The sequence below is a fragment of the Rhodococcus sp. BH4 genome (assembly GCF_002079265.1).
Classification (GTDB): domain Bacteria; phylum Actinomycetota; class Actinomycetes; order Mycobacteriales; family Mycobacteriaceae; genus Rhodococcus_F; species Rhodococcus_F qingshengii.
In genome coordinates this window covers 4,456,290-4,477,550 of record NZ_CP014941.1, presented here as the reverse complement: position 1 = coordinate 4,477,550, position 21,261 = coordinate 4,456,290, and the positions used below count along the sequence as shown (strand labels likewise).

Annotated in this window: 19 protein-coding genes; 7 read left to right on the top strand and 12 right to left on the bottom strand. The window is 63.4% G+C overall.

From position 1 onward, the window contains the following. Positions 1-172: 172 nt before the first annotated feature. On the top strand, positions 173-1,540 hold the full coding sequence (locus tag A0W34_RS20455; protein WP_007726365.1) for a PhoH family protein: 1,368 nt from the start codon (positions 173-175) through the stop codon (positions 1,538-1,540). Positions 1,541-1,600: 60 nt separating this feature from the next. Here A0W34_RS20455 and A0W34_RS20450 read toward each other — a convergent pair whose 3' ends face one another. The 5 genes from A0W34_RS20450 to A0W34_RS20430 all read right to left on the bottom strand — a co-directional run bounded on the left by A0W34_RS20450 (position 1,601) and on the right by A0W34_RS20430 (position 6,425). Continuing rightward, a complete protein-coding gene (locus A0W34_RS20450) occupies positions 1,601-2,005 on the bottom strand; it encodes a carboxymuconolactone decarboxylase family protein (RefSeq protein ID WP_003945227.1) in 405 nt (134 codons plus the stop codon). Between the two features lie 30 nt (positions 2,006-2,035). Next, entirely contained in the window at positions 2,036-2,461 is a 426-nt protein-coding gene (locus A0W34_RS20445) for a limonene-1,2-epoxide hydrolase family protein (protein ID WP_007726363.1), read from the bottom strand. 17 nt (positions 2,462-2,478) lie between these two features. Further along, positions 2,479-4,092 carry a serine hydrolase gene (locus A0W34_RS20440; RefSeq protein WP_081558178.1) on the bottom strand — a complete coding sequence of 538 codons (1,614 nt, stop codon included), beginning with the start codon at positions 4,090-4,092 and terminating at the stop codon, positions 2,479-2,481. A 97-nt stretch (positions 4,093-4,189) separates the two neighbouring features. Beyond that, entirely contained in the window at positions 4,190-5,761 is a 1,572-nt protein-coding gene (locus A0W34_RS20435) for an MFS transporter (RefSeq protein WP_081558177.1), read from the bottom strand. Positions 5,762-5,858: 97 nt separating this feature from the next. Further along, a complete protein-coding gene (locus A0W34_RS20430; protein WP_003945239.1) occupies positions 5,859-6,425 on the bottom strand; it encodes a TetR/AcrR family transcriptional regulator in 567 nt (188 codons plus the stop codon). A 340-nt stretch (positions 6,426-6,765) separates the two neighbouring features. Between A0W34_RS20430 and A0W34_RS20425 the strand changes: the two genes are divergently transcribed. Both A0W34_RS20425 and A0W34_RS20420 read left to right on the top strand, forming a co-directional pair. After that, entirely contained in the window at positions 6,766-7,221 is a 456-nt protein-coding gene (locus A0W34_RS20425) for a nitroreductase family deazaflavin-dependent oxidoreductase (RefSeq protein ID WP_081558176.1), read from the top strand. Positions 7,222-7,280: 59 nt separating this feature from the next. Beyond that, entirely contained in the window at positions 7,281-8,000 is a 720-nt protein-coding gene (locus tag A0W34_RS20420; protein ID WP_080909223.1) for an NADPH-dependent F420 reductase, read from the top strand. Positions 8,001-8,049: 49 nt separating this feature from the next. On the opposite strand, the gene A0W34_RS20415 is transcribed toward A0W34_RS20420, so the two are convergent. Continuing rightward, positions 8,050-9,453, bottom strand: a complete 1,404-nt coding sequence (locus A0W34_RS20415) for a class II fumarate hydratase (RefSeq protein ID WP_081558175.1) — start codon at positions 9,451-9,453, stop codon at positions 8,050-8,052. A 101-nt stretch (positions 9,454-9,554) separates the two neighbouring features. Further along, positions 9,555-10,589 carry a class II fructose-bisphosphatase gene (gene glpX, locus A0W34_RS20410; protein ID WP_003945202.1) on the bottom strand — a complete coding sequence of 345 codons (1,035 nt, stop codon included), beginning with the start codon at positions 10,587-10,589 and terminating at the stop codon, positions 9,555-9,557. A gap of 180 nt (positions 10,590-10,769) precedes the next feature. On the opposite strand from glpX, the gene A0W34_RS20405 reads away from it, so the two are divergent. Further along, positions 10,770-11,339 carry a DUF4245 domain-containing protein gene (locus A0W34_RS20405; protein ID WP_003945206.1) on the top strand — a complete coding sequence of 190 codons (570 nt, stop codon included), beginning with the start codon at positions 10,770-10,772 and terminating at the stop codon, positions 11,337-11,339. Between the two features lie 21 nt (positions 11,340-11,360). Here A0W34_RS20405 and A0W34_RS20400 read toward each other — a convergent pair whose 3' ends face one another. From A0W34_RS20400 to A0W34_RS20390, 3 genes are read right to left on the bottom strand one after another with little or no spacing between them, the layout of a single operon-like run. Continuing rightward, positions 11,361-11,579 carry an exodeoxyribonuclease VII small subunit gene (locus A0W34_RS20400; RefSeq protein WP_003945276.1) on the bottom strand — a complete coding sequence of 73 codons (219 nt, stop codon included), beginning with the start codon at positions 11,577-11,579 and terminating at the stop codon, positions 11,361-11,363. Beyond that, a complete protein-coding gene (xseA, locus tag A0W34_RS20395; RefSeq protein WP_075833940.1) occupies positions 11,576-12,841 on the bottom strand; it encodes an exodeoxyribonuclease VII large subunit in 1,266 nt (421 codons plus the stop codon). Before xseA ends, A0W34_RS20400 begins: the two co-directional genes overlap by 4 nt. Beyond that, complete coding sequence (locus tag A0W34_RS20390) at positions 12,838-13,437, bottom strand: lipid droplet-associated protein (protein WP_134932325.1); 600 nt, start codon at positions 13,435-13,437, stop codon at positions 12,838-12,840. Before A0W34_RS20390 ends, xseA begins: the two co-directional genes overlap by 4 nt. A gap of 153 nt (positions 13,438-13,590) precedes the next feature. On the opposite strand from A0W34_RS20390, the gene A0W34_RS20385 reads away from it, so the two are divergent. Continuing rightward, the gene (locus A0W34_RS20385) at positions 13,591-14,604 is read left to right on the top strand and encodes a 4-hydroxy-3-methylbut-2-enyl diphosphate reductase (protein ID WP_003945273.1); all 1,014 of its coding nucleotides are present in this window, start codon (positions 13,591-13,593) and stop codon (positions 14,602-14,604) included. 70 nt (positions 14,605-14,674) lie between these two features. Here A0W34_RS20385 and A0W34_RS20380 read toward each other — a convergent pair whose 3' ends face one another. Then, on the bottom strand, positions 14,675-15,631 hold the full coding sequence (locus A0W34_RS20380) for a DUF6542 domain-containing protein (protein ID WP_042448843.1): 957 nt from the start codon (positions 15,629-15,631) through the stop codon (positions 14,675-14,677). Positions 15,632-15,848: 217 nt separating this feature from the next. Here A0W34_RS20380 and A0W34_RS20375 point away from each other — a divergent pair, with 217 nt between their 5' ends. Together A0W34_RS20375 and A0W34_RS20370 are read left to right on the top strand one after the other, a co-directional pair. After that, positions 15,849-17,024 (top strand): exonuclease SbcCD subunit D, encoded by a 1,176-nt coding sequence (locus A0W34_RS20375; protein WP_064689303.1) that lies wholly within the window; start codon positions 15,849-15,851, stop codon positions 17,022-17,024. Then, positions 17,021-19,999, top strand: coding sequence for an AAA family ATPase (locus A0W34_RS20370; protein ID WP_081558174.1), 2,979 nt, complete (start codon positions 17,021-17,023; stop codon positions 19,997-19,999). The genes A0W34_RS20375 and A0W34_RS20370 overlap by 4 nt, the downstream gene beginning before the upstream one ends. On the opposite strand, the gene A0W34_RS20365 is transcribed toward A0W34_RS20370, so the two are convergent. Then, positions 20,000-21,193, bottom strand: coding sequence for an AI-2E family transporter (locus A0W34_RS20365; RefSeq protein ID WP_081558173.1), 1,194 nt, complete (start codon positions 21,191-21,193; stop codon positions 20,000-20,002). Positions 21,194-21,261: the final 68 nt, after the last annotated feature.

Below are 21,261 nucleotides of genomic sequence, written 5' to 3'. Positions count from 1 at the left end.
CGAGTAACCAGAAGTTACTTGTGCGGGAGGTTCTGATCGTGACTGAAACACTCAGTACGAGAGGGCCGGCGCCCGGCCCTTGTTTCAGCTGACACAGCGTCACCTGACACCAGAGCCGTCCGGCCCAGCGAGCTGAGTTTGCGCGGGTGCCGCGCAGACCTAGGAGCCCAACGTGACTGCATCACGCTCCGTCTCTGCCCACTCGGCCCGGGCTGATCAATCAGCCGGGAATCATTCGGGAGATGCACTTCGCACGTACGTCTTGGATACCTCGGTACTACTGTCCGATCCATGGGCTGTCACTCGATTCGCCGAACACCACGTGGTACTCCCACTGGTCGTGATCAGTGAACTCGAAGGCAAACGGCACCACCACGAACTGGGATGGTTCGCCCGAGAATCGCTCCGCATGCTCGACGATCTACGGATCGAATACAGCCGCCTCGACCGTCCGGTGCCGATCGGCACCGAGAACGGGACACTGCAGGTCGAACTCAATCACACCGACCCTGCGGTCTTACCCGTCGGATTCCGCACGGACAGTAACGATTCGAGGATTCTGGCGTGCGCGCTGAACCTTGCGGCGGAGGGCAAGGACGTAGTCCTCGTCAGTAAGGACATTCCGCTTCGTGTGAAGGCAGGCGCGGTGGGACTACCTGCCGACGAGTACCACGCTCACGACGTCGTGCCCTCCGGATGGACGGGCATGACTGAGCTGGACGTCGCCTCGACGGACATCGACGAGCTGTTCAACGAGGGTTTCCTGGACCTCGACGAAGCGCGAGATCTGCCGTGTCACACGGGTCTTCGCCTGCTCGGTGGTTCGTCGAGCGCCCTCGGTCGGGTGACTCCCGACAAGCGCATCCAGTTGGTGCGCGGTGAGCGCGAGGCGTTCGGGTTGCACGGCCGCTCCGCCGAGCAGCGCATTGCGCTCGATCTCCTCATGGACGAGAGCATCGGCATCATCTCTCTCGGTGGTAAGGCGGGCACCGGTAAGTCGGCCTTGGCTCTGACAGCAGGTTTGGAAGCCGTTCTCGAGCGCCGCACTCAGCGCAAGGTTGTCGTCTTCCGTCCGTTGTATGCCGTTGGCGGACAAGAACTCGGCTACCTTCCCGGTAGTGAGAGCGAGAAGATGGGCCCGTGGGCTCAGGCCGTTTTCGACACTCTCGACGGGTTGGCCTCGCCAGAGGTTCTCGAAGAGGTTCTCGCCCGCGGAATGCTGGAAGTGTTGCCGCTGACGCACATTCGCGGTCGGTCGCTGCACGATTCGTTCGTGATCGTCGACGAAGCGCAGTCGCTCGAACGAAATGTTCTGCTGACAGTGCTTTCTCGTCTGGGAACCGGCTCGCGAGTGGTCCTCACGCACGACGTCGCGCAGCGTGACAACCTGCGAGTGGGCAGGCACGACGGAGTTGCGGCCGTCATCGAAAAGCTCAAGGGGCACCCGCTTTTTGCGCACATCACACTCACGCGCAGTGAGCGTTCGCCGATCGCCGAGTTGGTGACCGACATGCTCGAGGAGTTCGGCCCCACTTCCTGAGAAGTGATCTCCCCGTGCGGACTTCGGTCTGCACGGGGAGATGCCTGGGTTTGAAGTTGTTCAGTTTTGCAGCGGTCCCAGTTCGTTGTCGAGAACTTCCTGCACCACACGCATCGCCGCCAGTCCGGCCGGAGCGCCGCAATACGCGCTCGCGTGGATCACGGTTTCGACGATCTCGGTGCGCGTCAAGCCGTTTCGCAATGCCCCACGTACGTGGCCTTTGAGTTCGTTCTCGGCGCGCAGCGCGATCAGCATCCCCAGATTGATCAGACTGCGACTGCGGCGATCGAGTCCGGGACGCGTCCATACCGAACCCCAGACGTTGGCCGTCACGAAGTTCTGCAGTTCTTCGCTGTCCGTTCCCCGGGTGCGCTCGAAGGCGGCGTCGACGAAATCGGCCCCCATGACTTCGGTGCGCACAGCCAATCCGGCGTCGAAGGAGTCAGGCGTGGTGTTTTCGGACATGGCAGGTTCGCTCGCTTTCGGCAGGTGATTTCAGGCCGGAGCAAGCCTACTTCGTGTCCCGGTCCCGACGACTGCGCGGCCGACCGCGGTCACCACGCCCCACGCGACGTCTCGCAGACTGAAGTAGTCCCGCCAGACGCAGACCTTGCCGTCGCGCAGTTCGAAAGTTCCGCATACCCAGAACTCGATGCGCAGCGGTCCGACGGTGAGGATGTCGGTGCGTTCGGTGAGCACCGTGGACTCGTCGCCGACGATGTGGTGCATCTCCGCCTCGAATTTCAGTGAAGGCTTGGTGACCAGACGAAGCGCTCGCACGACGGTCTTCTTGCCTCGCAGGGTGGGGAGCGAGACGTTCTGCCAGACGATGTCGTCTGTCATCAATTCGGCTGCGGCGTCCACGTCGAAATCGGTGAGGGCCGCGAACATTGCGTTCACCGTGGCTGTCGAACTACTCATGGGGTGTCCTTGGCTGATTATTCGGCCGGTGTTGCCCGGATGAAGGTACCGAGATGATCGTGATCGAAGTACTCCAAGGTTAGCGAGTTTCCGTCGAAGGTGGCCTTCGAGACCGTCCCGGCCGGTGCGTTCTCGCCGCTGAGCGGGAACGTGAAGGTGTTTCCGTCCCAGTGGGTCAGAGGGTACGTCGCGGCCGCGGGACCCATGGTCAAGGTCAGCGCACCGTTCTGCTGCGTCACGAGCGCGGGACCCCAGTACGGATTGCCGTAGTCGCCGGTCAATTGGTCTGTCGGTGGCGCGGGAGCGGGGGAGGCCGGCGGCGTCTTCCCGGCAAGTTCGCCCTCAGGGTCGGCTTGTGAGGCAAAGGACGCTTCGTACAGCGGGCGCCACTCGCGGGTGATCTTCCCGAACTGCACCAGATCGGCGAATTCGGCGGTCAAGGTCTCTGCGACGCCGGTGGGCGTGCCGTTGGTCAGAACGACTATGCCGACGTCAGCGGAGGGAATCGTGACGAAATTGGTCCCGGCACCGAGCAGGAAGGCGCCGGAGTGGCTGGCGGTCACACGGCCTGCCGCGCTGTCGGAAACGTTGAACCCGTAGCCGTAGAAGCCGGAGCGTTCCCCGATTTCCCGCGCATGGCGCGAGACGATTTCCGGGTTGACTGCGGGCACGAGCGCCTCCGTCTGAACGACCTGCTGCCCCTGATACCGACCGCCCGACAGCACCATGTCCAACCACTTGGCCATGTCGTTCACCGAGGAGCTGACTCCACCGGCGGGGGATTGGGCGTCGGCGTCCCGAACCGGCCCGACCTTGTACTTTCCGTCTTCGAGGATGTGGCCGACTGTTCGATTTTCTCGGGCTTGGTAATCGGCGAACCGCGAAGACGTCGATGTCATACCGAGCGGACCGTAGATCGTGTTCTGCGACAGCGTTTCCCAATCGGTGCCCGCCGCGGCTGCAACGGCCTCCGCACCGGCAGTGACGCCGAAGTTCGTGTACTCGTATGTGATTCGGAAGGGATTGAGCGGTAGTTGGCGAAGTTTTTCGAGCACCTGGGCCCGGTTGTAGCCCAGGTCCTCCAGCCCGTCGCCGGCGTGGTCCGGTAACCCCGACCGATGCGTGTAGAGATCGGAGATCGTGAGGTGGTCGGTCACCCACGGATCGGCAAGCGCAAACCCCGGCAGTTTCGAGATCACCGGAGTGTCCCAGTCGACGGTCCCGATTCCGACTTCGTGGGCGACCACCGTGGCCCCGACCGATTTCGACACCGATGCCAGTTGGAACACGGTATCGGCATCGACGGTGGCGCTCTTACCCAACTCGCGAACCCCGAATCCCTTTGCGTACACAGTCTTACCTCCGTGCACCACGGCCACCGCCATGCCGGGAACACCGGAACTTGCCATGAGATCGTTCGCGAGGTCGTCGAGCTTCCCGACCGCGTCGTCGATTTGCCCGTCCGGGATCGGCACCCCGGCGTCGAGACCCGGGCTGGCGTCGCTGACGACCGGCCCGGGCGCCGAGGTGGTGTCTGAATCGGACGAGCATCCGGCGAGCAGGGCGACCGTCAGTACTACCGGAACCGCCGCTGCCGACAGTCGCGAGCTGTTTCTACTGGTGATGGACACGAGATTCTCCCTAGCAGGGTTGTCGTCGGTACCACTCGGTCAATCCAGTATCGGGGAACGGCGGGCTGATATTGGGACAAATCGGGAAACCTTGTAGCTACTTCGGGGTCTTGGTTGTCAGACTGCCGAGAATGGAGCCTTCCGTGACCGGCTTCCAAGGGAGCAACAACGCGACCAGCAGAGCGGTGATCAATGCTGCTCCGACCGTGAAGTACGACGCGATGGCGAAGCCTTCCAGGCATGCGGTCTTCATCGTGTAGATCAGACTGTCCTTCTGCTGCTCGAAGAGCGGACTGATGTCGCGGGAGCGGATTTCGATGACGCTGAGCACGGACTCACGAGCGAAGCCTTTCTCCTGCGCCGACATCACGGCGTCGGGAATGGCGTCGACGATCGGAGCCACCTTGGACGTGTAGTACGAGGCGACGATCGAACCGATGACGGCGACGCCCAGGGTCCCGCCGAGCTCACGCGTCGTGTCGTTGACTGCCGAACCTGCGCCCGCTTCGTCGAGGGGCACCGAGGACATGATGGAGTCGGTCGCCGGTCCCTGGACAATTGCGAGGCCCAGACCCATGAGAACCATCGAGATCACGACGGGTCCGAGGTAGGGCGTCTCGACGGTCGTCTGGCCGGCCAGGAACATCCCGCCGCTGAGTACCAGGAGGCCGAACACCATCACTGCAGTCGTGCCGAGTCTCTGTGCCGCCAAGGTGGCGACTGGGGCGCCCACGGCGACAGCGGCAGCGAAAGGCAAAGAGTGGATGCCGAATTCGAGCGGCGAGTACTCCCGAACGCCCTGGAAGTACTGCGTGATCAGGAACAAGAATCCGAACATGCTGAAGTAGCTGACAGCAATAGCCAAGGCGGGGAAAGAAAACCGCCGGATTCGGAAGAGATTCATGTTCAGGATCGGCGCGTCGGTGCGCAGTTCCCATGCGACGAATGCGGCCAACAACACTGTCGCAGAGAGGTATCCCGTGATGCTGAATGTCGAAACCCATCCGCGATGTGGTGCGTCGATGATGGTCCACACCAGAATGACGATGCCCAGTAGCGACAAGATTGTTCCGACGAAATCGAATCGGCCGACGTGGAGCGCCTTCGATTCCGGAACAACCAGCAGCACACCCACGATGACCAACAATGCTGCCGGAACGTTCATCCAGAACACCGAGTGCCAGGAGAAGTGCTCGAGAAGCCAGCCGCCCGCAGTCGGGCCGATGGCAATCGCGAAGCCGGCCATTGCGGTCCAGGCCGCGATGGCGATGGCTCGTTCTCTGGCGTCGGTGAAGATGTTGGTGATCATGGCCAACGTAGCCGGAAAGACAGCTGCGGCAAAGACACCCATGGCGGCTCGCGCCATGATCACCTGTTCGAGGTTGGAAGCCAAGGCGCCGACGAGCGACATCGCACCGACGCCGATCAAGCCGATGATCATCACTCGGCGGCGTCCGAAGCGGTCACCCAGGTGGCCGAAAGTGAGTAGGAACCCGGCGAAGGTCAACGTGTACGCGTCGACGATCCACTGCAGGTCGCTGACGCTGGCGAACAAGTCGACGCTCATCGTCGGCAGTGCGACGTTGACCACTGTGTTGTCCAGCACGACAAGGAGTTCGGCGAGGCAGATGAAGATCAGCGCAGTGAATCGACGGGACTTGGTCATCATGGGCGCCGAGGGCGCCGGTGCAAGTGTGTGAGACATGTTTGTACGCCATCTCTGCTCCTGCGCGGACGGCAGCAGCGGTTGGAAGAAAGAGGGTTGGTCAGCTCGGGGCCGAGACCAGAGCCTTGAGGTGAGCGCCGATGCGATCGAGAGGCGCCGTGGTGTGCTGAGCTTTTGCCATCAGCGTCGCGCCTTCGATTGACGCGATCACGACGGTTGCCCACTGTGCTGCAGTCTCGGACGGCTGTCCCTGCTGCCAGAAGAACGATGTGAGAAGCGATTCCCACGAGGTGAAGGATTCGCCCGCAGCAGTTAATGCCGCCGGCGTCGACGCGCCCTCCACTGCCGCGGCTGCGACCGGACAGGAGGAGGTGAAATCGCTCTCTACCAAGCTGTTTCGAAATATCGTGACAACCGCGTCGATGATCTCCGGTGGGGAAGACTGAGCGATCATCGAACTGATGGCGGCACTGACGCCCCGGCCGAAGTAGGCAACTGCTTCGCCGGCCAGCTGTCCTTTGCCCTCGGGAAAGTAGTGGTACACCGACCCGCGGGGAGCTCCCGAGCGTTCGACGATCTCGGTGAGCGAGGTCGTCGCGATCCCGTGTTCACGGAAGGCATTGATGGCGCCGACCAGCATCAGAGTGCGGGAATCGGAGTCGGCCATCCCGCCATCGTATGCAATCGCAGTGCTGTTCGAATCATCTGGTGCCGCTGATTCTCTTGGTACTCCCCACTTGCGACGCGCTGCGGCGATCGGACAACGCGTCTGCGGGCCGGTCATGGCACCGAGGCGTCTCGAGGTGTGTTCATCACTGCCTCCCGGTATGTCGATCGGTATAGGAACGAATCTGAGACTAGATGTAACCGACAGACACAGTCAAGTGTTGTGTGCAGGTGGTGGGTATCGACGGAGATTCTTGGTGGCAAAACTCCTCGAACAGTGGTTATATCGTGCGGTATAGAGCTGTTGCTTCGAGCACCAGCTTCGGAGGAGAGGAAACGACATGCCGGTACCGACGTCAGTTGCACGAAAACGAAGAATCGAAGTCGCAGTCGGGAAGTATTTCGCCAATCCGCTGGTCACCGGATTGAATCGGATCGGTTTGATGCCGTCGTTGATGACCGAGATCGAGACGGTTGGACGCCGAACCGGTCTGACCCGCCGAGTGCCCGTTGCGATCACCTACGACGGTGACGAGGCGTGGGTCATTGCGCAGCATGGCACCGGCACGGGGTGGGGTGCCAATATCTCTGCGATGCCGAAGGTTCGGATCCGTCGCCGCGGCGAGTGGGTGGACGGACAGGCCCAGATCATGTCGGACGACGACGTGCCGGCGCGGGTGAAGACATTTGCGTCGGGGAAGATCAGATCGGCGCTGACGGCCTCTGCCTTTCGCGGATTGCAGACCGACCCGGTCAGTGTTCGCATCAAACTCGCACTCGATTCGTCAACCGATTGAATCAACGGGAGTTGAAATGGCCGGTGCGGAATGACCCGGTGCGTTCTCGTCGTTGACGAATGCAGCGGTGGCGCGATCGCCACTCCACACGACGAAGGAGCAGGATCATGCGCATCGGAATCATCGGAGCCGGTCAGATCGGTGGCACGCTCACACGTAGGCTCGCTGCGCTCGGTCACGACGTGCGCGTCTCGAACTCGCGGACACCGGACACGCTTGCAGAACTGGAAGCCGAGACGGGTGCGAAGGCAGTCCGCAGCACCGAGGCCGCCGAGGGTGCCGAGCTGGTCATCGTGAGCATTCCGCAGAAGAACGTGGTTGATCTACCGGCGGGGATTCTCAGCGGTGCGGTCGCAGGTGCCCCGGTCATCGAGACCAACAACTACTACCCGCAACAGCGTGACGGTCTGATCGCCGCCATCGAGGACGGACAGACCGAAAGCGGATGGGTGCAGGAACACCTGGGAGTACCGGTGTTCAAGGCGTTCAACGGAATCTGGTGGAAGCATCTCCTCGAGAAGGGGCTTCCCGAAGGTGCAGAGGGGCGCATTGCGCTACCCATCGCCGGCGACGACGACGCGAACAAGCAGGTCGTCTTCGATCTGATCAATCAGTTGGGCTTCGATCCCGTCGATGCGGGAACGATCGACGATTCCTGGCGTCAGCAGCCGGGAACTCCCGTGTACGGCAAGGATTTCGATCGCGAAGCGACGCTGAAAGCATTGGCCGAGGCGAGCCCCGATCGCACCGACGAGTGGCGGGCAACCACTACGGTGTAGGGAAAAGAGTGGCGGTTTCCGAAGTGGAAACCGCCACACTTTTGTTTGTTCAGTCCTTGACCTTCGCCATCGCCAGAACGTCGAGACGCTTGTCGAGTTCTTCCTCGCTCAGCTTGTCCGGGACGAGTCCGCGTTCGATGACGACCTGACGGATCGTCTTCTTCTCTTTGAGTGCCTGCTTCGCGACGGCTGCGGCTTCCTCGTAACCGATCGCCGAGTTGAGCGGCGTCACGATCGACGGCGAAGATTCGGCGAGTGTCTTGAGGTGCTCCTCGTGCGCGACCAGTCCGCTGACACACTTGTCGGCGAACAGACGAGAGACATTGGCCAGCAAAGTGAACGACTCCAGCAGGTTGCGGGCCATGACCGGAATGTAGACGTTGAGTTCGAAAGCTCCGGCTGCGCCACCCCACGCGATGGCGGCGTCGTTTCCGATCACCTGAGCCGCAACCTGAGTAGTTGCCTCGGGCAGGACCGGGTTCACCTTTCCGGGCATGATCGAGCTACCCGGCTGCAGATCAGGGAGTGCGATCTCGCCGAGCCCGGTCAGTGGACCCGATCCCATCCACCGAATGTCGTTGGCAATCTTCGTCAGTGAGACGGCGATGGTCCGCAGCGCGCCCGATGCCTCGACCAGTCCGTCACGCGCGGCCTGCGCTTCGAAGCTGTTCTTCGCCGGAGTCAGCGCGTCGACGCCGGTCGACTTGACCAGTTCGGCAACAACTTTGGGGCCGAATCCATCCGGAGCATTGAGACCGGTGCCGACTGCTGTTCCGCCGATCGGCAGCTCGCCGAGGCGGGGGAGTGTTGCGTTGACGCGCTCGATGCCGGCCTCGATCTGACGTGCGTAGCCGCCGAACTCCTGACCGAGCGTGACCGGCACAGCGTCCATCAGATGGGTGCGTCCGGATTTGACGACGGTCTTCCACTCGGTCGCCTTCGTGGCAAGCGCAGCATGCAGACGTTCCAGTGCCGGAACAAGATCGGTGACCGCTGCTTCGGTAGCTGCGACATGCGTGGCGGTGGGGAAGGTGTCGTTGGAGGACTGCGACATGTTGACGTGATCATTGGGATGTACGTCCACACCGGCGGCCTTCGCGATGGACGCGATGACCTCGTTGGCGTTCATGTTCGAACTGGTTCCCGAGCCGGTCTGGAAGACGTCGATGGGGAACTGATCGTCGTGCTTGCCTTCGGCGATCTCGTTCGCGGCGGCGATGATTGCGTCGGCCTTGTCCGCGTCGAGGAGTCCGAGGTCCTTGTTGACCTGCGCACACGCTGCTTTCAGCAAGCCCATTGCGCGGATCTGGGTGCGCTCGAGCGGGCGCCCGCTGATCGGGAAGTTCTCGACTGCACGCTGGGTCTGTGCTCGCCACAGTGCGTCGATGGGCACCCGAACTTCGCCCATGGTGTCGTGTTCGATTCGGAACTGTTGATCGTTGCTCTCCGTCATGACTCCACATTGCCACTTTTCGAGAGCGGGTAGGGGACTACGTCCCCCGTGAGCGGTTAAGGAATGCAGGGACTCCCTAACCACTCACGGGGCGGAGCCCATCAGAACGTCGGGGGAACCGCGCCCTCTTCGCCGTCGAAGTCGACGGAGCTGTACTCGCGCAGCTTCTCGAGACGGTGGTACGCGTCGATCATGCGAACGGTGCCGGACTTGCTACGCATCACGATGGACTGCGTGCTGGCGCCGCCGCCGTAGTAGCGGACGCCGCGCAGGAGGTCACCGTCGGTGACGCCGGTGGCGCAGAAGAAGACGTTCTCGCCCGAGACGAGATCTTCGGTGGACAGGATCCGATCGAGATCGTGACCGGCGTCGATGGCCTTCTGACGCTCTTCGTCGTCGGTGGGGGCCAGCTTGCCCTGTAGCGATCCACCCATGCAGCGCATGGCTGCTGCGGCGATGATGCCCTCTGGCGTTCCGCCGATGCCCACGAGCATGTCGGTGCCGGACTCCGGACGCGCTGCGGCGATCGCGCCGGCAACGTCACCGTCGGAGATCAGACGGATACGGGCGCCGGTGTCGCGAACGTCCTGGATCAGCTGGTTGTGACGCGGGCGGTCCAGGATGCAGATCGTGATGTCGGAGACCGACGCCTTCTTGACCTTGGCCACGCGCTTGATGTTCTCGGCGATCGGTGCGCTGATGTCGATGACATCTGCGGCATCCGGCCCGACAGCGATCTTCTCCATGTAGAACACGGCCGACGGATCGAACATCGCGCCGCGCTCGGCAACAGCCAGAACAGAGATTGCGTTGGGCATGCCCTTGGACATCAAGGTGGTGCCGTCGACCGGGTCGACGGCGAAGTCACAGTCGGGGCCGTCGCCGTTTCCGACCTCTTCGCCGTTGAACAGCATCGGCGCTTCGTCCTTCTCGCCTTCACCGATGACGACGATGCCGCGCATCGAGACTGAGGAGACGAGCTGACGCATGGCGTCGACGGCTGCTCCGTCGCCGCCTTCCTTGTCACCGCGGCCTACCCAGCGGCCGGCAGCCATAGCACCGGCTTCGGTGACTCGGACCAATTCGAGTGCGAGGTTACGGTCCGGGGTCTCACGATGAGTGCTGCTGGCCGTCATGTGCGGTGCCTCCTGGCGCGGTCGCGGTCGACGGGGTGTGTCGACGCAGTGGTTTCTTCAGGCGTCATTGTCCCAGATGGGAGCGGCTACGTGCGCTGTCGGGTCGCCGCAGAGACGTTTTGTCTCGCTCGAGGGGGACCGGGAATCGTATCTACTGCGGAGTACCTGGATACTGGGGGTGTGGCATCGAAGAAACCCCGCATTCTCGAAGACAACAAAGACATGGTCTGGTCTCTCGTACCGTTGGTGCTGTTCTGCATCATCATTGCGGGCATCGCCAGCCAGTGCACGTTCAGTCCTGGCGGCCCGACACAGGGGCCTATCCCGAGCGTCGACGTGGACGCAGCTCTGAACTACGACGCGAAGGAACTCGGATTTCCCATCCGTAATCCCGGTGTTCCGGACGGGTGGACTCCGAACTCCGGCAGTCGCAAGATCATCTCCGGCGACGGCGGCGGAGATTCGAGCACTGTGGGATTCATCACGACCAGTGGTCGCTACATCCAGCTGACACAGAGCAACGCCGAGGAATTCCCGTTGGTGTCACATGTTGCCGGTGGACAGCGATTCGCGACCGGAGTCGAGACCGTCGGTGCCGATACGTGGAACGTCTTCGGCGGCGAAGGTGTCGAGTCGATCTGGGTCACGGACGTCGGGGATGTTCGCCTGTTGCTCACGGGCGCGGCGACGCCGGAAGAGTTCCGGATTCTTGCCGAGAAGGTCGGCGCAGCGCAGCCGATCACGCCATAGGATTTGCGGTCGGAGCGGACGCTACTCGTCCGCTTCGGCCAGAGCCTTTTCGACGCGGGCCCTCGCGCCGGCCAAGTGCTCTTCACAGCGCTTGGCCAACGCTTCGCCTCGCTCCCACAGTGAGAGTGACGCGTCGAGGTCCAGACCGCCCTGTTCGAGAATCTTCACGACGCTCACCAGTTCGTCGCGGGCTGCTTCGTAGCCGAGTTCGTTGATGTCGGTGTCGGTGGCGTTGCTCATTTTTCTCTTCCCATCACTGCGGCGCGAACGGCGCCGTCTGCAAGTCGAACTCGAATCTGGGTTCCGGGTGGCGCGTCCTCGACCGAGCGCAGAACCTCCGGATCGCCATCGGCGACAACACGTTGCACGACTGCGTACCCGCGGGCCAGCGTCGCGGCGGGGCCCAGCGTGGTGAGTCGGGCGCGCAGATGCTCGATCGTTCGGGACTCGGTGTCGATCAACCGAGTCACATCGCGTCGCCCGTCGGCTTGGAGCCTTTCGACCTCCTCGGCGCGACGGTCCACCGCGAGCAGCGGCGATGCCATGACCGGTCGAGTGCGCAACTGTTCGATCAGATGAGACTCACGCTTGACCCAGCTGCGCAGTGCCGCAGCGCTGCGGTCACGCAGATCCGCAACCAGGGCAGCTTCCGCAACCGCGTCGGGTACGACGCGCTTGGCCGCGTCCGTGGGTGTGGCTGCGCGCAGGTCGGCGACGTGGTCACTGAGCGGGCTGTCCGGCTCGTGTCCGATGGCACTGACGATGGGCGTCGTGCAGGCCACGATGGCGCGGCACAGCGCTTCGTCGGAGAACGGCAGGAGATCCTCGACGCTACCGCCGCCGCGAGCGAGGATGATGACGTCGACTACCGGGTTGGCGTCGAGTTCCTTCAGCGCTTCGATGATCTGGGGAACAGCAGTCGGGCCCTGAACCGCGGTGTTACGCACTGCGATGGCAACTGCTGGCCAACGACGATGGGCGACTGAGACGACATCCTTCTCGGCCGCACTGGCTCGGCCCGTGATCAGGCCGATCGTGCCGGGCAGAAACGGAAGCGGCCGTTTGAGCCGCGGATCGAACAAGCCCTCGGCGGCGAGCAAGGCGCGCAGTCTCTCGATGCGGGCAAGCAGCTCACCGATACCGACGGCGCGAATCTCGGTGACACGCAACGACACCGTTCCGCGTCCGGTGTAGAACGAGAGCTTGCCGAACATCACGACACGCGAGCCCTCGGTCAACGGCACCGGGGAGTTGTGCAACAACTGCGGTGAGCATGTGATCGACAGCGACATGTCTGCCGACGGATCACGCAGGACGAGAAAGGCCGTTCGGGTGCCGGGGCGTGCATTGATCTGGGTGATCTGACCTTCGACCCAGATGCTGCCGAGCCGATCGATCCAGCCGGCGACCTTGGCGGAAACCGTGCGGACCGGCCACGGCTGCTCAGCGCTGCTGGCGCCGGACGATCGCTGCGATGAAGCGGGGGGCGTTGCGGAAGTCACTTTGCCTTGGCTGTGGTGATGCGGTTGGTGAGCATGGTCTGGAACGGTGCCCGGGCGAGCGTCGCATTCTCGTAGTCCAGGACTGCGGTCAGCTCGTCGATGCTGAGCGTCCGGATGCGCGCACGGAGCTGTGCGAGTGTGAGGTTGGGGTAGTCGAGTTCGGTGACGATCTCGGGCTCTTCGGCAGGTCCGTCCGTCGTAGCTGCCGTGGATTCCGACTCGGCGACGGGTGCGGGTTCCTCGATGGGGGCAGTCGGCTCGAGCGAGTAGAGCGCGAAGCGACCGGCGTTGGTCGGGGTGTCAGCGGTGGTCGATCCGGTGGAAGACGTCGGGTCAGCAGGCGCGTCGACGTCTTCGTCGAAGACCGCCCACTCGGGCTGTTCGTCCTCGGAAGACCAGTTGATCAGTGCAAATGCCTGATCGCCCTTGATGGCCAACGAGGTGATCGACTGCTGCACGCGCATGCTTGTCTGCAGCATCTGGCTCACGGCGGTCATCGGCAGGGCGACGGCGGTGGTGGGCAACTTCTTTGCCTCTTCCATCGCGGTGACGGCGAGTCCCGCGGCAACGCGCGCCACGAACGGTGGTCGGATCATTCCCACAGCTTGCCGCAAAGCTCCGACAATCGGTAGCCGACTTGCCTGTGACGGCCGTACTCGTTTACTTCGGAACCTTCGATCGGAGCCCGAAACCGAGGTGTTCACGTTTGCCGGAGTGTCTCACGTTCGAGGTGCCAGTAGGCTGGTCACATGTCTTCGGCTGTTCCTCTCAATCTCGGTATCGCGCACTCGGCTGATTCGCCGTCCACCCGCAAGGGCAGCGCCAAGCGCGTGCTCCTCGCCGAGCCTCGCGGCTACTGCGCCGGCGTCGACCGCGCGGTCGAGACCGTCGAGAAGGCCCTCGAGAAGCACGGCGCACCCATCTACGTGCGTAAGGAGATCGTCCACAATCGCCACGTCGTCGAGACGCTCGAAGATCAAGGCGTGATCTTCGTCGACGAAACCGACGAGGTTCCCGAGGGATCGTTGCTCGTGTTCTCGGCGCACGGTGTGTCGCCGGCCGTCCACGACTCGGCTGCCGAGCGGAACCTGCGCACGATCGACGCGACGTGCCCCCTGGTCACGAAGGTGCACCAGGAAGCAAAGCGATTCGCCCGCGACGATTACGACATTCTGCTCATCGGCCACGAAGGCCACGAGGAGGTCGAGGGCACCGCAGGTGAGGCTCCCGATCACGTCACCATCGTCGACGGCCCGGATTCGGTCGACGCGGTCACGGTTCGTGACGAGTCGAAGGTCATCTGGCTTTCCCAGACCACACTGAGCGTCGACGAGACGATGCAGACCGTCGCGCGCCTGCGTGAGCGCTTCCCCAATCTGCAGGACCCGCCGTCCGACGACATCTGCTACGCCACGCAGAACCGTCAGGTCGCGGTCAAGGCGATGGCTCCCGAGTGCGATCTCGTGATCGTGGTGGGTTCGCGGAACTCGTCCAACTCGGTTCGCCTGGTCGAGGTCGCGCTCGGGGCGGGCGCTGCCGCGTCGTACCTGGTCGACTACGCCCGTGAGGTCGATCTCGCGTGGCTCGAGGGTGTCCAGACAGTCGGCATCACGTCAGGCGCATCGGTACCCGAGGTGCTCGTGCGCGGCGTGATCGAACTCCTTGCCGAGCACGGATACAACGACGTTCAACCCGTCACCACTGCCAACGAGACTCTGGTGTTCGCCCTTCCCCGTGAATTGCGAGCAGCGCGCACGTCCTGAAACACGAAAATGCGGGGTACCTTCCATCTGGAAGGTGCCCCGCATTTTTTTGTACTACCGGGCGCGTCTGTCAGGGCTCTTCGCGATCGCGGTACCGAACTCGCGGCGGCGGATACGCCGGAAGATCGACTCCGGGTGGGCGGCGGCGAGGGGGCAGCGGCGGCGATACGTCGTCCCCCGAAGCGAAGAAGGGCTCCATCCGCTCCTCACGTCTGGGCGACGGAGTGGGCTCGGGCGCCCGGCGGCGACCGTACGACGGGTAGTCGTCGTCTGCCACGGGCCGACTGTCGGGCTGGGGGCGACGCGTAGGCGGTTGGTGCGTGCGATCGACCCTGGGTGGCTGAGGGCTTCTCCGAGGCGGCAGCGGACGCTCGTCCTGGATCGGCTCGCGCCTGGGGGTGCTTCGGTAGGCGGGCTGCTCGTCCACCTCGGGGGCGCGGCGACGCGGGGGCCCGGGGACGGGCGCGTCCGACACTCTGCGTCGACGCCCGGTCTCGGGTGCGGGTTGTTCTCGCGTGGCAGCTGCAGAGGAGTCACGAGTGGTGGCCGCCGAGCGGCGGGAGCGGGTCGAGCGCGCGGGTCCGGTGGGGCGCTGATTGAGCAGGAAGTATCGGAAGCCACCGATGATCAGCACGACCACGGTTGCGGCCAACATGATCGGAAAGCGGTTGACCAACGGATACGCGATGTTGATCGCGATATCGCGCAGCGCGGTGCTGTTGTCCTTGCCGATGAGCGTGTGCCCGATCGGCACCGCAGCGAAGAGCAGCAACGGCGGTTGGGCCATCGCGGTGAAGAGGGCCTTGTTCGAAGCGGCAACCACAGCGAAGAGACAGCCCAGGAAGTAGAACGTCGAGAACACCGCGGTGAGCTCTCCGCCGCCTCCGGTGGCATCGATCAGTACGCCGACGGCGGTCACACCGGCAGCAAGCAGGATCACTCCCCACCAGGGCAGGCCGGGGACGGTCACGATGAGCGATCGCTTGTCCAGCGGTACCCCGGAGCGAGCACGTTGGGTTGCAGACACATAACGACATTAGCGGTTCTTGCGTTGTCGGCCGTGTTTGTGCGGGTCGTGGCTGGCGCATTTATCGACGCGATGGCGCGATGGTTTCGGGTTCTTCGTCAAACGAACCGGACGGATTGTGTGCAGGGTCACCGGACGCTCGTGGGTTGGGGCACACCGACGAAGCCGTCAGCGTGGGAGATCGGCGGTGTCGGTGGGCTGCTCTACCGTCGGATTCATGAAGATTCTGCACACCTCCGATTGGCATATAGGTCGCACCTTTCACGGCGTCGATCTGTTGGCCGATCAGGCGAGTGTGCTCGGTTCCATCGCAGATTCCGTCCGCGAACACGGCGTCGACGTCGTGGTCGTGCCCGGTGACATCTACGACCGCTCGATTCCCAGTTCCGACGCGGTCACCGTGTGCAATCGAGGCTTCGAGGCAATCCGGGCGGCGGGGGCGGTCATCGTCGCGACGTCCGGCAATCACGATTCCGCGGTGCGGCTCGGAGCCGGGGCATCCTTTGCCGCTGCCGGCGGCTTGCACTTGATCACTCGCGTCGGCCAGATCGGTACTCCGGTGATGCTGAGCGATCAGTTCGGTCCTGTCGCCTTTTACGGGATTCCGTACCTCGAGCCGGAGATCACGCGCGTCGAGTTGGGCGTGCCCCGGGCTCGTACTCATTCCGACATCCTCGGAGCGGCCATGTCGCGTGTTCGGCGAGATCTCGCCGAACGAACGGCTGCCGACCCCGCGACTCGATCGGTATTGCTCGCCCATGCCTTCGTCGTGGGCGGTGAGGCCTCTGAATCGGAACGCTCCATCTCGGTCGGCGGAGTGGAGACCGTCGCAGTGGGCGAATTCGACGGCGTCGACTACGTCGCCCTCGGACACCTGCATTCTCCGCAGATGCTCTCGGAGAGTGTGCGGTACTCAGGTTCACCGTTGCCGTATTCGTTCGGTGAGCGCAGCCACCGCAAGGCTGCGCTTTTGATCGAACTCGACGCAGCCGGTCTGTCGTCGGTGCAGCGCCTCGATCTTCCGGTGATTCGAGGGCTGAGCCAGGTGACGGGAACTCTCGAGGAACTTCTCACCGAGTCGAAGTACGCCGATTCCGAGCAGTGCTACGTCTCCGCTTTGCTCACCGACCCGGTTCGTCCCGTCGATGCCATGAGGCAGCTCCAGGCACGTTTCCCCTTTGCCGTTCACCTCGAATGGCAAAGGCCGGAAGGACAATCGGATCTCAAGTATCGCGACGCGGTACGGGGTCGAACCGACATGGAGATCGCCCGTGGCTTTGTCTCGGCCGTGCGTAGTGACCCGTCCGAGCGGGAGGTCACGTTGATGGCCGAAGCGCTCAGCGCTGCCGCGCGCGCCGAGGAGTCCACGGTAGAACTGAGTGAAACCGCGTGAGGCTGCACAAACTCGAAGTCAGCTCTTTCGGGCCCTTCGCCGACACGGTCGAGGTCGACTTCGACCGTTTGGGTGCAGACGGGCTGTTCCTTCTGCACGGTGACACCGGGGCAGGCAAGACCACGATCCTCGACGCGGTTGCGTTCGCCCTGTACGGGCGGGTGCCGGGTGCGCGCAACGAGGGCAAGCGATTGTTGTCCGATCACGCGCCCGCCGGTTCGGTGCCGCGCGTGGAACTCGAAGCGACCATCAGTGGTCGCAGAATCAAACTTGTTCGTAGTCCAGAGTATTCGCGTCCGAAGAAGCGCGGGACCGGTTCGATCACAGAGAATGCAAAGGCCACACTGACGTGGTTGGACGGCCGCGGCGAGAATCTTTCGCGCATCCCTGACATCGGTGACGAGATCAACCGCCTCATGGGCATGAGCGCTGATCAGTTCTTCCAGGTGGTGCTCTTGCCGCAGGGTGAGTTCGCCAAATTCCTGCGTGCCGAGAGTGACGAGCGAGGCAAACTGCTCGAGCGTCTGTTCGACACCAAGCGTTTTGTCTCCGTCGAGGCATGGTTCGACGCCAAGCGAAAGGCAAGTGCGACCGCGCTCGCGGCAAGGGAGCAATCCGTGCGGCTGCTGCTCGCGAAGGTCGAGACAGCTGCGGGACTCGAGGTAGGCGCCGAGGCACACCCACTGGAATGGTCGCGCAAACTCCTCGCCGAGGCTCAGGACACCCGCGATACAAGTCTTGCGGAGCTGGTGACCGCGAAAGATGCAGCAGCCGAGGCTAATCGGGTGCTCACCGTTGCGCAGCGAACCGCAGATCTGGTCGCTCGCCGTAATCGTGCGACCGCTGAACTCGCAGCATTCAATACGGGCACCGCCCAAAGAGCTGTGATCGGCGCTGAACTCGAGACCGCCAAGCGCGCACTGCCGGTGGCCGCTGTCGCCGGCGATGTGGACGCTGCCGGCTTGCACCTCGCTGCCGCACTCGAATCGATGACCGCAGCGATGTCGACCTACTCCGCAACGGGCGGTCCGGAGATTTTCGTGCCGGAGGTGTGGCCACCCACCGACGACGAGCGTCAACGCGTCGTAGCTCGGATCCGGACCTGGCGTGACGAGATCGTTCGCCTGGACGCAATGGCGGAGGATGCTCGCAGAGCCGATGCGGCAGAAGCCGAGATCGAGAAACTCGGAGTTCGGCGAGACGCTCTGTCCGAGCGCATCGATGCCATCGCGGTTGAACGCACTCAACTGCCAGAAATGGTGCGCTCGGCCGGCCAACGGCTGGAGGATGCGCAACGCGCGCACGCGGCTCTGCCCGGCCTCGAAGCTGCACTGGCCAAAGCATCGGATGCTGCGGCAGCGGGTCATGAATTCGTCTCTCTGCGTACGCAAGCCGAGAAGATTCGTGTGCAGGTGTTGGATGCGCGCGACGCCCATCAGAGTGCTCGCGGGCGCTGGCTCGACCTCGTGCAGAAGCGTATCGAGGGCATGGCTGCGGAGTTGGCGAGTTCACTCGCGCCCGGTGACCCATGCCAGGTGTGTGGTTCGCGTGAACACCCTGCGCCGGCGCAGTCTGATGTCGTGACGGTCACCGAGCCCGATCTGGAAGTCGCGTCCGCAGCCGAGCGTGCGGCTGAGAAAGCCCTGAGCAAGGTAGTCGACCGCCAGGTAACCGTCGACCGTGACATCGACCGGGTGATCGCCCGCGGCGGGGACGGCGACGTCGCAGAACTCGACAGGCTCCGCGCCGCGGCTCGGAACGCCGTTGACGAGGCGACCCACTCTGCCGGTCAGGTTGGAGGGTTGGCCGACAAGCTCGGGCATCTCAACGAGCGTGACGGCGAGCTGCAACAGGAATCCGCTTCTCTGACGGCCGAATTGGCGGCACTGACCGAGCGTACGACGACTCTGTCGGCCGCGGTCGAGCAGATTCGAGCGGCGATCGTCGCTGCGGTGGGAGAAGATTCGACCATCGCTGCTCAGCGCTCGCGGTTCGAAAGGCTTGCCTCCGCTGCCTCGGCGGCGTCTGAGATGCGTGACGACGCCGTTCGTGCGCAGGCGCGATCGGCGGAACTGTCGACCAAACTGGCCGCTGCGGCGGCCGCTGCTGGATTCGATTCGGTCGAGGCTGCGATCGAAGGGGTGAGATCGCCGGCCCGAATCGCGGCGATCGAAACGGAACTCGCCAAGGCACGCGACCTCGAGGTGGCCGCTCGGACGGTCCTCGACGACCCCGAGGTCGTTGCGGTGAGCGAAGTCGAGACAGTCGACGTCGACGGTCCTCGCGAGCGTGCTCTTCAGTGCGCCGAGGTGGTGAACTCGGCTGTTGCAGCTGCTTCCCTGGCCGAGAACCGTGTGTCGGATCTCGAACGGTTCAGCGGACAACTCGAGAAAGCATACGAAGCGGTTGCACCTGAGCGGGAACTGCACGACGAACTCGCTGGCCTCGCCGACGTGATCGCCGGTAAAGGGCAGAACAGTCGCAAGATGTCGCTGAGGGCTTATGTACTCGCGTCGCGGTTGGAAGAGATCGCGGTGTCGGCATCGGTTCGGCTGCAGCGGATGTCCGGGGGCAGATACGAGTTCGTGCACAGTGACGAGGCAGGTTCTCGGGGTCGCCGCGGCGGTCTGGGGCTCGACATCCGGGACGACTTCACGGGTGTCGTTCGCTCGGCGAAGACGCTCTCGGGCGGTGAATCATTCTTGGCGTCATTGTCTTTGGCCCTCGGACTTGCCGATGTGGTTGCGGCGGAGTCCGGCGGAATCGTTCTCGACACGATGTTCATCGACGAAGGATTCGGCACTCTCGACGCCGACACCCTCGACTCGGTGATGGCTGTGTTGGACGAGCTTCGCGACGGTGGACGAGTGGTGGGCATCGTCAGTCACGTGGACGAGATGAGGCAGCGAATCCCGAGTCGCCTGCACGTCATTCGCGGACGTGCAGGCTCCTCGGTGAAGGTGATCGCGGGCTGATCAGGCCTTTTCGTTCTCTACCTCTGACTCGGCGTCGTCGTCTTGATCCTCGAGGATGTCCGACGCATCGCCGGCGGGCATCGGCTCGTTGTCGCTTGCGCGTTCGTCGATCTGCTCGCCGATGTACCGGATGACAACTGCTGCCACAGCGGCGACGGGCACTGCGAGGAAGGCGCCGACGATGCCGTACAGCGAGCTACCGGCGGCCACGGCAAGCAGCACGATGACGGCGTGGAGTTTCATCGACTTGCTCTGCAGCACAGGCTGAAGGACGTTTCCTTCGATCTGCTGAACGGCCAGGATGATGATCAACACGATGATGGCGGTGGTGAGACCGTTGGCCACCAGCGCAACCAACACGGCCAGGGCGCCGGCGACAAAGGCACCGACGATCGGGATGAAGCCACCGATGAACGTGAGAATTGCCAGCACCGGTGCCAGCGGGACCCCGAGTATCAGCAATCCGGCGCCGATGAAGACCGCGTCGATCAGACTCACCAGTGCTTGTGTCCTGATGAATCCGCCGAGCGTGTCCCACATGCGGGTGAGGACCTCTTCGAGATGCCGACCGGCACGGCCGCCGCCGACAGCGTGGAGCCAGGGGATGAACCTCGGTCCGTCCTTGATGAAGAAGAAAGCGAGAATCAGGACCAAACCGAGCGTGACCAACAACGAGCTCGCTGTGCTCACGCCGCTGAAAACGCCTGAAGCGATGGCGGTTCCACTTTCCTGCACCTTGGTGATGACGGCATGGACGGCGTTGTCGATCTGGTCGTCCTTCAGGTTCAGCGGCGGACCCTGGAGCCAGTCCTGAACCTGGTTGATGCCCTCGGTGGTCTTGTTCGCGAGCTCGGGGGCCTGGCTGACCACTGACGGAACGATGCCTGCGATCACACCGGCCAGGATTCCGATCGAGAGCACCAGGGTGATGCCGGCTGCCGCGGCCGGTGGCATACCGCGCTTGATCATGCCGCGGGTCGGCGGCCACATGACTGTCGCAACAACGATAGCCAGAGCCACCGGCAGGATGATGACCCAGAGCTTTTCGATCAGCCAGCCGAAAATCCAGGCGCCCAGCGAAATCGACGCCAACACCAACGACCATTTTGCGAGCCACATACCCCCTTGCCCGATGATCTCGCCGCGGTCGCGCTTGCGCACCCCTGCGGACGTCCCCTTGTCTTGCTCGCTCACTGATCGTCCTTTCCGTCGGCGCAGGGATCTCCTCGCCGATGTGCGAATCCGGTGATCTAGCTGAGCTG

Bases quoted from the DNA above. Each gene is read 5' to 3' on its own strand.
- A0W34_RS20450 (WP_003945227.1), bottom strand. From the start codon at position 2,005: ATGTCCGAAAACACCACGCCTGACTCCTTCGACGCCGGATTGGCTGTG.
- A0W34_RS20445 (WP_007726363.1), bottom strand. From the start codon at position 2,461: ATGAGTAGTTCGACAGCCACGGTGAACGCAATGTTCGCGGCCCTCACC.
- A0W34_RS20435 (WP_081558177.1), bottom strand. From the start codon at position 5,761: ATGATGACCAAGTCCCGTCGATTCACTGCGCTGATCTTCATCTGCCTC.
- A0W34_RS20430 (WP_003945239.1), bottom strand. From the start codon at position 6,425: ATGGCCGACTCCGATTCCCGCACTCTGATGCTGGTCGGCGCCATCAAT.
- A0W34_RS20425 (WP_081558176.1), top strand. From the start codon at position 6,766: ATGCCGGTACCGACGTCAGTTGCACGAAAACGAAGAATCGAAGTCGCA.
- A0W34_RS20420 (WP_080909223.1), top strand. From the start codon at position 7,281: ATGCAGCGGTGGCGCGATCGCCACTCCACACGACGAAGGAGCAGGATC.
- A0W34_RS20415 (WP_081558175.1), bottom strand. From the start codon at position 9,453: ATGACGGAGAGCAACGATCAACAGTTCCGAATCGAACACGACACCATG.
- glpX (WP_003945202.1), bottom strand. From the start codon at position 10,589: ATGACGGCCAGCAGCACTCATCGTGAGACCCCGGACCGTAACCTCGCA.
- A0W34_RS20400 (WP_003945276.1), bottom strand. From the start codon at position 11,579: ATGAGCAACGCCACCGACACCGACATCAACGAACTCGGCTACGAAGCA.
- A0W34_RS20390 (WP_134932325.1), bottom strand. From the start codon at position 13,437: ATGATCCGACCACCGTTCGTGGCGCGCGTTGCCGCGGGACTCGCCGTC.
- A0W34_RS20385 (WP_003945273.1), top strand. From the start codon at position 13,591: ATGTCTTCGGCTGTTCCTCTCAATCTCGGTATCGCGCACTCGGCTGAT.
- A0W34_RS20375 (WP_064689303.1), top strand. From the start codon at position 15,849: ATGAAGATTCTGCACACCTCCGATTGGCATATAGGTCGCACCTTTCAC.